This is a genomic window from Halorubrum sp. CGM5_25_10-8B (assembly GCF_005435095.1).
Classification (GTDB): domain Archaea; phylum Halobacteriota; class Halobacteria; order Halobacteriales; family Haloferacaceae; genus Halorubrum; species Halorubrum ezzemoulense.
In genome coordinates this window covers 37,200-50,904 of sequence record NZ_SGTY01000014.1, presented here as the reverse complement: position 1 = coordinate 50,904, position 13,705 = coordinate 37,200, and the positions used below count along the sequence as shown (strand labels likewise).

The window sequence follows — 13,705 nt, the reverse complement described above, 5'->3', positions numbered from 1 at the left end:
TCCCACAGCTACAAACCGCGCCCTCGCGTACCCGTCGCCGATGCTACCGATCGCGGACTCCTTCGACCACGTTCACCGCGGCTGCGAGATCCGGTACGGGCGGGGACGAGTCGCCGACCTCGGCGCCTGGCTCGGCGATCGCGGCCTCGACGGCGCGCTCGTCGTCTGCGGCTCGAACACCGGCGCGAACGACGCCCTGATGGATCCGGTCCGAGACGGCCTCGGCGACCGACTCGTCGGCGTCTTCGACGGGACAACGCCAGACAAGCGGGTCGAGACCGCCTACGACCTCCTCGACGCGCGGGCCGAGGCGGACGCGGACGTCCTCGTCGCGGTCGGCGGCGGCGCCAGCCTCGACGTCGCGAGACAGGCGACGCTGCTCGCGGCCGACGGCCGGGATCTCGACGCCCTCCGCGGCGACGCGGAGGCCGGCGCAGACGCGCTCGGCGACCTGGCGCCTGAGAGCGGCCCCGCCCTCCCGGCTGTCGTCGTGCCGACGACATTCGCGGGCGCGGACGTCTCGACAGGCGGCTCGCTGGAGGTCCTCTCGGCCGACGAGTCGCCGACCGGACAGCCGGTGACCGTCAGCGGGAGCGGCGCGTGGCCGATCGTCGACGTGGCCGACCCGGCGCTGTTCGAGACGACGCCGGCCTCGGTGCTGGCCGGGTCGGCGATGAACGGGTTCGACAAGGGGATCGAGACGCCGTACGCCCGCGACGCCTCCCCGGTGAGCGACGCGGCCGCGGTCCACGGACTCCGCCTCCTCTCGGACGCGCTCCCCCGCGTGGCCGGCGACCGACCGGGCGGCGAGGACGCGATGGACCGCGCGGTCGTGGGGTCGCTGCTCGTCCAGCTCGACTCCAAGATCAGCGTGATCCACGCGTTCGGCCACGGGTTCGCGCGGCGATATGAGGTTCAGCAGGGCGCGATCCACGCCGTCGTCGCGCCGCACGCGCTGGCGTACCTCTTCGACGAGGTCGACGCGAGCCGGCGGGCGCTGGCCGCCGGGCTCGGGATCCGGACCGGCGGCCGCGACGACGCAGCGATCGCCGAGGATGTTGTCGCGGCCGTCGCCGAGGTCCGGAACGCGCTCGATGTCCCGAGCCGCCTCCGGGATCTCCCCGAGACCGACGAGGACGACCTCCCGGCGATCGCCGAGTTCGTCGCCGAGGACCCGCCGATGGAGCGCGCGCCGGCCGACCTCGACGCGACTCCCGAGGAGATCCTCGGCGTGTTGCGGGCGGCGTGGTAAGGCCGGGGAGACGGCCTATCCGTCGGACGACTCGGCCCCGTACGTCTCAAGCGAGGTCAACCGCCCGGCCTCGGTCTCGAACACGTCGACGAACGCGAACAGCACGTCGCCGTCAGCGTCACGGAGGCGGCCGCGGACCGCGACGCCGGGACCCGACGGATAGACGCGGTCGACCGCGTGGGTCGTGTCGGTGTTCGGCCGCCCGTCTCGCATGAACGCGACGAACCGGTCGCGTCCCTCGAACGTCCTGTCGCCGCGCCGCTGGACGAATTCGGGGTCGAGCAGCGACGCGAGCCGCTCGTACTCGCCGGCGTCGATCGCGTCGTAGTAGGCCCGGGCGAGCGCGGCGGGGTCGGCGCTTTCGCCCGCCGGATCTCCGCTGTCCGCGTCGGCGTTCGCTCTGCTGTCCGCGTCGGCGTTCGCTCTGCTGTCCGCGTCGGCGTTCGCTCTGCTGTCCGCGTCGGCGTTCGCTCTGCTGTCCGCGTCGGCGTTCGCTCTGCTGTCCGCGTCAGCGTTCGCTCCGCTGTCGGGGGCGTTCGCTCCGCGCTCTGCGTCGTCCGCCTCACGCCGCGAGGGCATCGAACTCCTCGGCTGAGGTCCGGGTTCCCTTCGAGATGATCACGTCGCCGCCTCGCAGCGTGGTGTCGATGTCGTGGCCGACCAGCCACCCCTCGTCCGGGCGGCGGATCGCGAGGACGCTCGTCGAGATGTCGGTCGCGGGCACGCCGTCGGCGACGGCGGTCCCGTCGAGTTCGCTCCCCTCGACGACGACGGTCCGGGTGATTATCTCGTCGGACTCCTGGACCGCCATCTCCACGACCGGGTGGACGTCGAGGTCGCGGAGGACTCCCTCGGTGATCGCCAGCGCGGCGTCGGATATCTCCTCGGTCGCGACGCCGAGGTGGATGAGTCCCCGCAGCGACACCGGGTCGTCGGCCTCGGCCGCGGCGCGGAGCGTCCACGCCTCGAACCGCGACTGGAGCGCGTCCACCTCGATCTCGAGGTTGCTCACCTCCTCGGCCAGCTCCTCGTTGTCGAAGAGGACCGACCCGTACGCGAGGTCGACGGCGAGCTCGGAGAGGTTCTTCATCAACACGATCGAGTCGACCGCGCGCTCCAAGTCGTCGATCGCCGGCTCGGGCGCGGGCTCGGGCTCGAACGGGTCGCCGCTCAGCGCGGGGTACACGTCCTCGACGCCCGCTTCGGGCCCCCGAAGCAGAGTCACGTCGCCGGGCGCTAACCGGGTGGTCGGTCCGGGGTTGAGGATCCAGTCCTCGTCGCGCCGGACCGCGATGACGCGGACGCCGGTCTCTGATTCAAGATCGATATCGTCCAGCGTCCGGCCGGCGTACGCGGACTCGCCCCGCACGGTCCCGCGGACGAGCGTCTCCACGCCCGCGGAGAGCGCGCCCCGCATCGCCTCGGGGAGCCCGATCTCCTCGGTGACGATCTTGGCGATGTCGCCCGCGGCGTCGGCGACCTTGTCGGCGGCCGCGATGACGCCGAGCACGGGCGCGAGCGTCTCCGCCTCGTTCGGGTTCCGCGCGGCGAGCATCAGGCTCATCCGGGCGCGCATCTGGAGCACGTCCATCCGGTGTTCCAGCTCGACGACCTCGTGCGCGACCGTCGGGCTCGCGTGGAGAACCGCCGAATAAGACAGATCGATCAACAGCTCCGCGGTGTCCTTCATCTCGACGAGCAGGTCCTTGACGCTCGTCGGCTCGTAGCGGACCGTGCGCTCGTCGAATCGTCCCATGTGACTCCCTCTCCGGCACCGAGTAAAAGGCTTGTTGCGGGAGTTCGAACGGTCGGAGCGGAGGAGACGACCGCCGCGTCAGAGCGCGTCGCCGGCGACGTAGCCCGGCGCATCCTCTGGCGATTCCGTGCCGTCGCCGACGGGCGCGGCGAGGTCGACGAGCGCGAGCCATCCCAGCAGCCGGGCCGCGCGGCCCCGCCACGTCGCCTCCCAGTCGGGATCGCGGGCCCTGTCGTGCCGCGGAACTCGGTCGCGGGTCGCGGCGAAGAGGTCGGGGGCGGTCAGCGGGTCGTCGGTCGAGGCCTCCCGCAGCGCCGCGAGCGCCTCGGGGCCGAACAGGACCTCCTCTCGGAGCCCCTCGCGGACGCGTTCCGGCGTCGGCTCGGCGTCGGCGCGGACGAACCCCCGAGAGGTGTCCTCGGCGAGGTCGAGCGCGCGCAGGAACGCGAGCCAGTCGTTCGCGGTCTGACGGTCGGGGAGGTCGCGTCGCCGCCGGAGGCGGGCGCAGCAGTCGTCGGCGGTACCCGGGACGAGCGGGACCGCGCGCTGGTACTCGCGGAGGGCGTCGAGGTCGGCCGGGGGTTCGGGGACGGGTTTGAGTCGCATCAGTCGGGGACGCTCGCGGCGTCAGCGGTAGCCGAACGACTCGGCGAGCAGCTCCTCGTCGGTCTCACCGACGGTGTAGACGGGGCCGTCGACGACGTCGACGGTGACCCGCGCCGGGGCGAACACGCTCTCGGGCACGTCGTAGAAGTCCCAGTCGGCGTCCTCGAACACCTCAACGAAGGGGGTGCCGTACTCCTCGCCCGCGGTCGAGACGATCTCGCCGAAGCGGTCGTCGTCGCGCGCGACCTGGAGGTGGACCTCGCCGCCGTACGCCAAGGCGTCGTTGGTCCGGCCCATCGCCTCGGTCTCGTCGCGGGTCGGGGGCGCGAGCGGCGCGGAGCCGGAGGCGTGGAGCACGTCCGTGGGCTCGTATCCGACCTCCAACAGGCGGAAGACGGCGAGTTCAGCGGCGCGGGCCGCGGTGGTGACGGAGCCCGCGGTCGAGCCGGTGGCGAACGTCGGGAGGAACACGCCGTCGGTGTCGACCTCGGCCAGCTCGGCGACCTGTTCGGCGACCTCCTCGTCGGGGAGCGCCGTCGACTCGACCGCCAGCGTGGCGAACTCGGAGGAGTCGTAGTAGCCGACGCGCTCGAACTCGGTCTCGCGGCCGACGAGCGCGCGGGCGGGGCCGGAACCCAGCCCCTCGAAGCCGCCCTCGGTCGTCAGCTCCCAGCCGGCCTTCTGCGAGCAGAGCAGCGCGACCGCGGGGTGGTCCGTCGACAGCTCGACGTACTGGCGCGGCGCGCCGGCGAGCCGGCCCATTCGCGTCTGGAGGTTCGCGAGCCCGGCGGTCTGGATCTCCGCGAGCAGTAGTCCCGCCTCGACGCCGCCGGCCGCGTCGACGCCGAAGTCGACGACGGTGGCGCCGTTGTCCAGCTCGTAGCCGACGACGTCCAGCTCGCCGGCGAAGTCGAGCGCCTCGTCGACCAGCTCGATCGCAGTCCGATTGATGCTTTCCATAAACGAGCGTACTCGCTCCCCGTTTAAGGGGTTTGGCTGTTCGACTCGGGGCGTCGCAAGAGATCCGGTGGACGTTACTTATAAACAACCGAGGCGGTGGCGCGTGCCTCCGAACGCCCGCAGGGCGTGAGGAACACGCGCGAGGGAGTCGCTCGCCCGCGGCGAGCGACGCGGCTGGGGAGGTGTGAGGCTGCGGTGCTGCGCGTTCCCGCGAGCGAAGCGAGCGGGAGCACGGAAGTCGCAGCCCGCGCAGCAAAGCGAGCAGGAACGTCTTCCGGTGGGGCTTTGCCGGTGTCCGTCGCCGGTCCACCAGCGACTATTTAGAATTGAGCGAGCGCGATTTCGGGAGCGTTCGACCGAAATGCTTCGTGAGCCGGATGTAAGCGAGCGTTCCGAGTCGTCACCAGAAGCCGTCGGAGTCGCTCGGGCCGCCGGCCTCGCCGGGGCCGCTCGGACCGCGGGGCCCGCTCGGTCTCGGATCGGGGTTGATCTCGACGGGGGCAGACTCAGCCCGCGGGTCGATCTCGCGCCCCTCGTCGTAGCGGACGAACGAGAGGTAGAACGCCTCGCCGCAGCCGACGCCCTCGGCGTCCGGCTCGCGGTACGGCTCGTCGCCGCCGACGTCGGTGCCGCGCACGCCGTCGTGCGGGTCCCACTCGACGCCGTCGCTCTCGCCGCAGACGAACCGGACGCCGTCGGCGTCGGCGGTGTCGCCGTCTTCGGTCGCCTCGTCGGCGTCGAACGGCTCGGTCGGCGCGACGTACGTCCACCCCTCTAGCGGGTACGGCGTCACCGACTTGTCCGCGAGGTACCCCTCGCGTTCGAGCGCGACGAGCGTCCCGCAGTGGGGACAGTAGTACGTGACCGGGTAGCTCATACGTCTCGTAGGGGACCCGTTTATAAACAGCCGTCGCCGCCGCGTCAGCTATTTGATCGCTCGGGCCGACGATTCGACATCTCATCCGATACCACTCCTGACAGCTCGGACGCATCGGACGACTCGTCCGGCCCCGTTACCCGCCGCCGGCTCCTCTACGGCGTCGCGGGCGGCGTCGGTCTCCTCGGGGGCGGCGGACTGTACGTCGCCAACGCGCTCGACGGCGACTTCGGCGGGTACGAGGCGCCCGAGTCACAGCCGATGGTCTCCACCCGACGGCGGCTCGACGCCGACGAGCCGACGACGCGCTCGGGGTCGTGGGAGTTCGGCGGCAGCGACGCGGTGGTCCTGTACGTCCACGGCCTCGGCGCGGACGCAGAGTCGGCCCGCGATCAGGCGTACGCGGCGCGACTGGGGCTGGCGGCGGCGTCGGATTCGGCGGGCGGCGACGACGCGGCGGCGAGCGTCCCGCCCGTGATCGGCTACTCGTGGTCGTCGAACGACGACTGGGGACCGGCGAAGCGCACCGCCGACGCCAACGCCGCCCCGCTCGCCGACTGGCTGACGGCGTGGGCGGACGAGGACGGCCGTCCGGTCCACCTGTTCGCGCACTCGCTCGGCGCTCGCGTGACCGGAGCGGCGCTGCGCGAACTCGCGGACAGGGGGCGGACGGACGCCCTCGCGTCGGTGTCGCTGTTCGGCGGGGCGATCCCGCACGACAGCGTCGGGACCGACGGGGCGTACGGGGCGGCAATTGGGGCGCTCGACGCGCCCCTCTACAACTTCCACAGCCGGAACGACCGCGTCCTCGGGTGGGTGTACCGCGCCTCCGACCGGACCCGGGCGGTCGGCCACGGCGGGCTGTCCGGCGCCGCGACCGCGCCGGACGGCTACGCCGACATCGACGTCAGCGATCTGGTGGCGGACCACTACTCGTACCTCGAACCGGACGCGGGCTGTCTGTCGCGCGCGATCGGCCGGATCGGGTTCGAGTAGTGCGACGGCGCACTCCGGGGCGCCTCGCCGCCGACTCGCCCCCGGAACCCCTTTTACCGGCGCGGTCGACCCTTCGGGCATGATCGACGAGACCGTCGCCGAGATCCGGGCGATGCGGACCCACAGCACGTCCGCGGTGGCCGTGAAGGCGACGCGGTCGCTCGCGGACCTGTTAGACCGGGAGTACGTGACCGTCGACGAGTTCGAGCGCGACCTCGAACACAACGCGGGCGTGCTGCGCCGGTCGAACCCCTCCCACGCCGCGCTCCACAACGCGATGCGCGAGGTCGAGCGATCCATCGTCGGCGAGGCGACGAGCGTCGAGGGCGCGAAGCAGCTGTTGGAGGACGTGATCGCCCGCGTCGTCGACGACATCGAGACGGCGAAGGGCGAGGCGGCCGCCAACGCGGCCGAGCACATCGAGGACGGCGACACGCTGCTCGTCCACGACTACTCCACGACGGTGCTGGAGGCGATCGAGAACGCCGCGCGCGACGGGGCGCACCTGACCGTCTACGTCACCGAGGCGCGCCCGCGGACGCTCGGCCGCAAGACCGCGCGGATTCTCGCCGGGGTGTCCCGCGTCGACGTCCGCATGGTCGTCGACAGCGCGATGGGGTACGCGCTCCGCGACTGCGACCGCGTCCTGCTCGGTATCACCTGTATTACCGGGGGAACCTACTACAACCGGATCGGCACGTTCCCCCTCGTCGTCACGGCGCGCGAGCTCGGCGTCCCAGTCACCGCGGTCGGCTCGGGCGCGAAGACGATCGAGGAGTTCCGGTTCGAGAACGAGTTCCGCGACGCCGTCGAGGTGATGCGCGAACCCGTCGAGGACGTCGAGATCGAGAACCCGAGCTACGACGCCACCCCGATCGGGATGATCGACACCGTGATCACCGACGACGGCGTCCGGGACTGAGGGCCCGACGAGGCGAGAAGACGAGCGCTGCCGGCGAACCCCGTCGAGCGGACAAAAGCGCTTTGTGTGTGTACCGTGTTAACAGGCGTAATGAGCGTTCGTACGGGTTCGACGACGGTGTTTCAGATCCCCGATCAGGGGGTGACGGCGGCGGGGTGTTCGAGCGGCTGGTGCGACCTGTGGGCGGTCGCGACCGATCCGGGCGTGCTGACGGCGGTCGCGATCGTCGGTCTCGCCGCGCTGGTCGCGTTCGCGTACGTCCGGGACGCCGAGGCGGCCTGTCACCGCGAGCGACGCCGCGTCCTCGACGAGCGGGACGCGTTCGAGTCGTTCGCCGACCGCGTGGCCGACATCGACACCATCTCGGCCGCGACGGACTCGACGCCGTCCGGCGTGCCGGCCGGCTCGCTCCGCGGAATGGGCGCTCCCGGCGACGGGGCGCGCGGCCCCGGCGGCGGATCGCCCGGGAGCAGCGTCAGCCTCAGACGGTTGATGGCCGCGTACAACGACACCGTGCTGTCGCTCCCCCACTACCGGGCCGAGTACGACGAGACGCCCGCGGAGAGCCTGGCGGCCGAACTCGGTCCGGACGCCGTGACCGCGCTGGCGTCGGACGGGGGGCTCTCGGGCGCCGCGCAGTCGGCGCTCGTCGACCGGAGCCGCCGCGCCGTCGACGCACGCGAACGCCTCGCCGACGCGATCGACGAAGAGATCGACGCGATCGGCGACAGGGAGTCAGCGCTGTCGGCGATCGACCGCCGTCGCCGCCGGCTGCTCGGTCACTTAGACGGGGTCCGACCCGGCTGCGAGGCCGAGGCCGCCGTCGATGTCTGGAGCCGGCTGACGGAACTCGAAGGGGAGTGCGACGACCTCGCCGCCGACCGACAGCGCTCGTTGGACGATCCCCCGTTGACGCCGCGCACGCCGCTCGACGCTGACCGCGAACGGCCGTTTTACGCCTACCTCTACGGCCCGACCGACGGGCCGCGGTACCCGGTGTTGGCCCAGATCGCGGAGGTCGCAGACCGGATCCGCGCCGATAAGGACCGCGTCGGGGGACGAATCGCCCGCGGCCGCTGACTCTCCCGGGCGCCCCGGACCGGCGGAAACTCCAAACTACCGGATTGTTTATGAAGGTAGGGCGGGTCTGGGGGGGTATGAGTTGGCAGGAGGCGGAACGAGCGTTCACGGACGACGCCATCGCCCGAGAGACGCTCCCCGCGACGTTCGAACGCACCGCGGAGCGGCACGCTGACCGGATCGCACAGCGGTACAAGGGGGGAGTCCACGACCGGTCGCTCGTCGCGTCCGGGGTGGTTCCGGAGGCCCCCGCGGGCGAGTACGCCGACGTGACGTACGCGGAGATGCGGGGGATCGTCCGGAACCTCGCGACCGGGCTGCGCGAGCTGGGCGTCGACGACGACACGCGACTGGCGATGTACTCGCAGACCCGCATGGAGTGGGCTCAGACCGACTTCGCGGCGCTGGCCGCTGGCGCCGTCGTGACGACCGTGTACGCCTCGTCGTCCCCGAGCCAGCTGCGCTACCTGCTGGAGGACCCCGAGGCGACCGTGGTCGTGGCCGAGAACCGCGAGATGCTCCGCGAGGTCCTCGCGGTGCGCGGCGACCTCGAACACGACCTCGACGCGATCGTGACCCTCGACGAGGTCGACACCGACGACCTCGGGGACGATGCCGACGCTGACGTGGACGACGTGTACACCCTCGGCGAGGTCCACGAGCGCGGCGCCGCGGCGTTCGACGAGGCGGCCTACGAGGGATGGCTCGACGCGGTCGGCGTCGACGACCTCGCCAGCCTGATCTACACCTCCGGGACCACCGGGAAGCCGAAGGGGGTCAGGCTCACCCACGGCAACTTCCGGGACAACGTCTCCCAGTGTTACCGGCGGTTCGCGGACCGACCCGACCGCGACCCGGAGGTGCCCGGCATCTCCGCCGAGTCGACGACGCTGTCGTTCCTCCCGCTCGCGCACGTCTTCGAGCGGATGGCCGGCCACTACATGATGTTCGCGGCGGGGGCGACGGTCGCGTACGCGGAGAGCCCCGACACGCTCCGCGAGGACTTCGGGCTCGTCCGCCCGACGACGACCACCAGCGTCCCGCGCGTCTACGAGAAGCTGTACGACGCGATCCGGGAGCAGGCGAGCGAGTCGCCGGTGAAGGAGCGCATCTTCGAGTGGGCGGTCGACGTGGGCCGCGACCACCACGAGGCCGACGCCCCCGGTCCGCTACTCGACGCCAAGCGGGCGGTGGCCGATCGGCTCGTCTTCTCGTCGGTCCGGGAGGCGATCGGCGGGAACATCGACTTCTTCATCTCGGGCGGCGGGTCGCTGTCGGCGGAGCTGTGCGCGCTGTACCACGCGATGGACCTGCCGATACTGGAGGGATACGGCCTGACGGAGACGTCGCCCGTCATCTGCGTCAACCCGCCCGAGAAGCCGAAGGTCGGCACCATCGGGCCGCCGGTGGTCGACACCGAGATCGCGATCGACGGCTCCGTGGTGGGACAAGAGGTCGCGGACCTGGCCGGCGACGTCGGCGAACTGCTCGTCCGGGGGCCACAGGTGACGGACGGCTACTGGAACCGGCCGGACGCGACCGCAGACGCGTTCGTCGACGCGGACGACCTCCCGACCGACGCCGTCACCGCCGGGACCCCGGCCGACGACCGCGTCGGCGTCGACGGGGACGGCCCCGGAGACGCGGAGGCCGCCGCCGCGGAGCCGTGGTTTCGCACCGGTGACATCGTCCAGCTCCGCCCCGACGGCTACGTCGCGTTCCGCGAGCGCGCGAAGCAGCTGCTCGTGCTCTCGACCGGGAAGAACGTCGCCCCCGGACCGATCGAGGACCGGTTCGCCGCCAACGAGTTCGTCGAGCAGTGCGTCGTCCTCGGCGACGGCCGGAAGTTCGTCTCGGCGCTCATCGTGCCGAACTTCGAGAGGGTCGAGGCGTGGGCCGAGGCCAACGGGATCGACTTGCCCGCGGAGCGCGCCGCGGTCTGCCGCGACGACCGCGTCCGCGAGCGGATTCAGGAGGAAGTCGACCGCGTGAACGAGGAGTTCGAGTCGTACGAGAAGATCAAGCAGTTCCGGCTCGTCGAGGAGGAGTTCACCGAGGAGAACGACCTGCTCACGCCGACGATGAAGAAGAAGCGACGGAACATCTTAGACCGATTCGCCGACGAGGTCGAGGTCATCTACGAGGAGTAGAGCGGCCGGAACCGGGCAGAACTAGAAACCGATATCCGTCGCGAGAGAGTAAATTCGGCGATGGGTCCCCACGTACCGCCCCGATACGGCTTCGCCGCTCTGGGGGGGTGTTGTTTCGGCCTCGGTGTGCTCCACCTGACTCACGCGGGCCCGACCGTGGGGATCGCACTCGAATCGGTGCTGATACTCGGCCTCTCGGGCGTCGCCTTCTACACCGTTCGCGACCTCCCGCGCTGGGGGATCTCTCGCTCCGGCCAGTGGCGAGCGGTCCGGATCGGCGCGGGGACCGCGCTCGGGTTCACCGGGCTCGCCGCCGTCGTCTGGCTCATTTGGCTGATCGGACACCACGCGTTCAAGCTCCCCTTTCTGCTCTCGTTCGCCGCCAGTCTCGGCGCGGCGGTCGGGTCTCGCGGGAGCCTCTACGCGGTGAAGGCGGACGAACAGCTCACCGAGGCGCAGGAGCTCGCGACGCTGCTCTCGATCAACGACCGGGTGTTGCGCCACAACATCCGGAACGAGCTCTCGGTGGCGCTCGGGTACCTCACCGAGATCGAGGCGGCGGACGACAGCCCGGAGACCCGAGCGCAGGTGGCGACGATCCGCGACCACTTGGAGTCGCTCCTCGACACGAGCGAGCGGACGCGACGGCTCGCGTCGATCTGGCAGACCGACGCGCGCTGCTCGGTGGACCTGGTCACCGTCGTCGAGGAGGAGGTGGCGCAGTTGACCGCCGAAGCGCCCGACGCGACGATCCGCACGGAGCTGCCGGAGCGCTGCGTCGTCCGGACGCATCCGTCCGTCCGGGTCGCGTTCGAGGAGGCGCTGCGGAACGCCGTCGAACATAACGACGACGTGACCGTGACGGTGCGCGTGTGGCGCGACGATGCGGTACACCTCGTCGTCGCGGACGACGGACGCGGCATCCCGCGGATCGAGCGGCGGATGCTCCGAAACTCCGAGGAGACCCCGCTCGAACACACCGAAGGCGTCGGGCTGTGGCTGATCTACTGGGCCGTGAACCGGGCGGGCGGAACGGTCGAGTTCGCGGAGAACGAGCCGGGGGGAACGGCGGTCCGGATCCGCCTCCCCGATCGGCCGGATTCGGACGGCTCGGCCGGCGTCGACTCCGGAGAGGATCGGCGGTGAGAGTGAGGTCGGAAGCCTCGGAGTAGCGGCCGTGCGACCCGGGCGGGAGCGATCTCGGTCGGTTCGGGCGCCGCGTCGACCGCGTGGCGGCGCGAGCCGTTCGTTGGACACCGAGGTCGCGGTCAGTTCGTTAGGCGTGGGAGAAGCGCGCCGTTCGCGTGGCGTTAGGCCGACGACGGCGTGGACTCCGGCTGTTCGTCGCGCTCGACCGAGTCGCCGTCGGCCGGTGTCGACTCCGTCACGGGGTCGCCGAACGCGTACACCGTGTTGTGGCCGGTCACCTCGACGGTGAGGAAGTCGCCGACCTCGACGCCGCGATCGGTCGCGTTCTGGACGATGATCTGTCGGTAGGCGCCGTCGCGGCACTTGACCGAGTCGCCCGTCCCCTCCTCGACGACGAGCACCTCGAACGTCCCGCCAACCATCGACTCGTACGCCTCGCCGACGACCTCCATCTTCAGCTCGGACATCGCCTTCGACCGCTCCTTCTTAACGGTCCCGCCGAGCCCCTTCATGTCGGCCGCGTCGGTGCCGGGACGCTTCGAGAAGCGGGTGACGTTGATCTTTTCGGGCCGGACCTCGGCGAGCAGGTCCATCGAGCGCTCGTGGTCGGCCTCGCTCTCTGTGGGGAACCCGACGATGAAGTCGGTCGACAGCGTCCAGTGGTCGAGCCGGTCGTCGAAAGTGTCGACGACCTCGCGGAACTTCTCGACGCGGTGCTGGCGGCGCATGTCTTCGAGCACGTCGTCGGAACCGGACTGGACCGGCGCGTGGATGAAGTCGTACAGCTCCTCGTTCTCGGCGAACACGTCGGCCAGCTCCTCGTGGATGCCGTGGATGCCGCCGGGGTTAGCCATCCCCAGCCGCACCCGGAAGTCGCCGTCGATGTCGCAGATGCGGTCGAGCAGTTCGGGGAGCTTCCGGTCGCCGTCGTCCCAGCCGTAGACGCCCGTGTCCTGCCCGGTGACGCGGATTTCCTTCGCGCCGGCGTGGATCAAGGCCCGGGCCTTCTCGACGTTCTCCTCGACCGACGGGGAGTCGACCCGGCCGGTGGCGAACTTGGTGATACAGTACGAGCAGTTGCTCATACAGCCGCGCGCGATCGGGAGGAGACCGACGACGCCGTCGAGGACCGGTTCGGCGTCGGGCGTGACCGTCGGGCACTCGCCGTTGAGCACGTACGAGGGGACCTCGTCCCAGTGGAGGATCTCGGCGTCGACGTCGGCTTCGGCGAACATCTCGCCCTGTGCCAGCGCCATACAGCCAGTAACGACGAGTTCGGCCGTCGTCTCCGACAGCTCCTCGGCGCGGCGGAGCATGTTCCGCTCCGTCTTCTCGACGACGGTACAGGTGTTGAGGATGGCGACGTCCGCGTCGTCCGGGCCGTCGGCCGGGCGGTGCCCCCCGTCGCGGAGGGCGCGCTCGATCTCCCGGCTCTCTCCCCGGTTCGAGCTACAGCCGTACGTTTCGATGTGGTACGTCGCCATCGGAGTGTCCTTACTATCGGTCCCGAGGGCAAAAGCGCGACGGATCGGGGCGTCGGCGGCCCGGCGAGTCGGCCCCGTTCCGCGTCAGTCTTCCGCGACCGCGGCAGTCGGCGCGTCGGCCTCGGAGGCCGAGTCGGCGGTCGCCTCCGGCTCGTCGACGGGGTCGCGCTCGGCCGGCGGAACCGCTTGGTAGACGGACCGGCGGGCGTCGCGGGGGCACAACCCCTCCTCGACGAGGCCGACCTCGGTGAGCTTCTCGACCGCGAACCGGACGGTGCGGGTCGAGAGGCGGGTCTCCTCGGCGAGGCCGGTCTGGTCGAACCGGCCCTCCGCGTCGAGCACGTAGTAGACCAGTTTGGCGCTCGGCGGGAGCGGTTCGAGCAGCTCGCGGGTTCCGTCGTCCATACGTTACTTACAGGGGCGAATCGCGCATAACCGTGGCCCGCCTGTGCGCACCCTGCGCACGCCAACCG

Annotated in this window: 12 protein-coding genes and 1 pseudogene; 6 read left to right on the top strand and 7 right to left on the bottom strand. The window is 71.1% G+C overall.

From position 1 onward, the window contains the following. Positions 1–40 precede the first annotated feature (40 nt). Positions 41–1,252, top strand: a complete 1,212-nt coding sequence (locus EXE51_RS13300) for an iron-containing alcohol dehydrogenase family protein (RefSeq protein WP_094593523.1) — start codon at positions 41–43, stop codon at positions 1,250–1,252. 15 nt (positions 1,253–1,267) lie between these two features. On the opposite strand, the pseudogene EXE51_RS17985 reads toward EXE51_RS13300, so the two are convergent. From EXE51_RS17985 to EXE51_RS13275, 5 genes and pseudogenes are all read right to left on the bottom strand, one after another. Beyond that, positions 1,268–1,657, bottom strand: a pseudogene (locus EXE51_RS17985) (nuclear transport factor 2 family protein); the annotation flags it as partial. A gap of 157 nt (positions 1,658–1,814) precedes the next feature. Further along, on the bottom strand, positions 1,815–3,008 hold the full coding sequence (locus tag EXE51_RS13290) for a potassium channel family protein (RefSeq protein WP_137692832.1): 1,194 nt from the start codon (positions 3,006–3,008) through the stop codon (positions 1,815–1,817). Positions 3,009–3,086: 78 nt separating this feature from the next. After that, a complete protein-coding gene (locus EXE51_RS13285) occupies positions 3,087–3,614 on the bottom strand; it encodes a hypothetical protein (RefSeq protein ID WP_049929467.1) in 528 nt (175 codons plus the stop codon). 21 nt (positions 3,615–3,635) lie between these two features. After that, entirely contained in the window at positions 3,636–4,574 is a 939-nt protein-coding gene (mch, locus tag EXE51_RS13280; RefSeq protein ID WP_049929466.1) for a methenyltetrahydromethanopterin cyclohydrolase, read from the bottom strand. A 400-nt stretch (positions 4,575–4,974) separates the two neighbouring features. Beyond that, entirely contained in the window at positions 4,975–5,451 is a 477-nt protein-coding gene (locus tag EXE51_RS13275; protein ID WP_049929465.1) for a hypothetical protein, read from the bottom strand. A 261-nt stretch (positions 5,452–5,712) separates the two neighbouring features. Between EXE51_RS13275 and EXE51_RS13270 the strand changes: the two genes are divergently transcribed. The 5 genes from EXE51_RS13270 to EXE51_RS13250 all read left to right on the top strand — a co-directional run bounded on the left by EXE51_RS13270 (position 5,713) and on the right by EXE51_RS13250 (position 11,745). Next, a complete protein-coding gene (locus EXE51_RS13270) occupies positions 5,713–6,447 on the top strand; it encodes a DUF726 domain-containing protein (protein WP_094519386.1) in 735 nt (244 codons plus the stop codon). Positions 6,448–6,526: 79 nt separating this feature from the next. Continuing rightward, the gene (locus tag EXE51_RS13265) at positions 6,527–7,369 is read left to right on the top strand and encodes a translation initiation factor eIF-2B (protein WP_049929463.1); all 843 of its coding nucleotides are present in this window, start codon (positions 6,527–6,529) and stop codon (positions 7,367–7,369) included. Positions 7,370–7,459: 90 nt separating this feature from the next. After that, a complete protein-coding gene (locus tag EXE51_RS13260) occupies positions 7,460–8,449 on the top strand; it encodes a hypothetical protein (RefSeq protein WP_137692831.1) in 990 nt (329 codons plus the stop codon). Positions 8,450–8,526: 77 nt separating this feature from the next. Next, the gene (locus EXE51_RS13255) at positions 8,527–10,599 is read left to right on the top strand and encodes a long-chain fatty acid--CoA ligase (protein WP_137692830.1); all 2,073 of its coding nucleotides are present in this window, start codon (positions 8,527–8,529) and stop codon (positions 10,597–10,599) included. A gap of 60 nt (positions 10,600–10,659) precedes the next feature. After that, positions 10,660–11,745 carry a sensor histidine kinase KdpD gene (locus EXE51_RS13250; RefSeq protein WP_137692829.1) on the top strand — a complete coding sequence of 362 codons (1,086 nt, stop codon included), beginning with the start codon at positions 10,660–10,662 and terminating at the stop codon, positions 11,743–11,745. A gap of 164 nt (positions 11,746–11,909) precedes the next feature. Here EXE51_RS13250 and EXE51_RS13245 read toward each other — a convergent pair whose 3' ends face one another. After that, a complete protein-coding gene (locus tag EXE51_RS13245; RefSeq protein WP_086220498.1) occupies positions 11,910–13,232 on the bottom strand; it encodes a tRNA (N(6)-L-threonylcarbamoyladenosine(37)-C(2))-methylthiotransferase in 1,323 nt (440 codons plus the stop codon). Positions 13,233–13,316: 84 nt separating this feature from the next. Beyond that, positions 13,317–13,637, bottom strand: a complete 321-nt coding sequence (locus EXE51_RS13240) for a hypothetical protein (protein WP_049929458.1) — start codon at positions 13,635–13,637, stop codon at positions 13,317–13,319. Between the last annotated feature and the right edge of the window lie 68 nt (positions 13,638–13,705).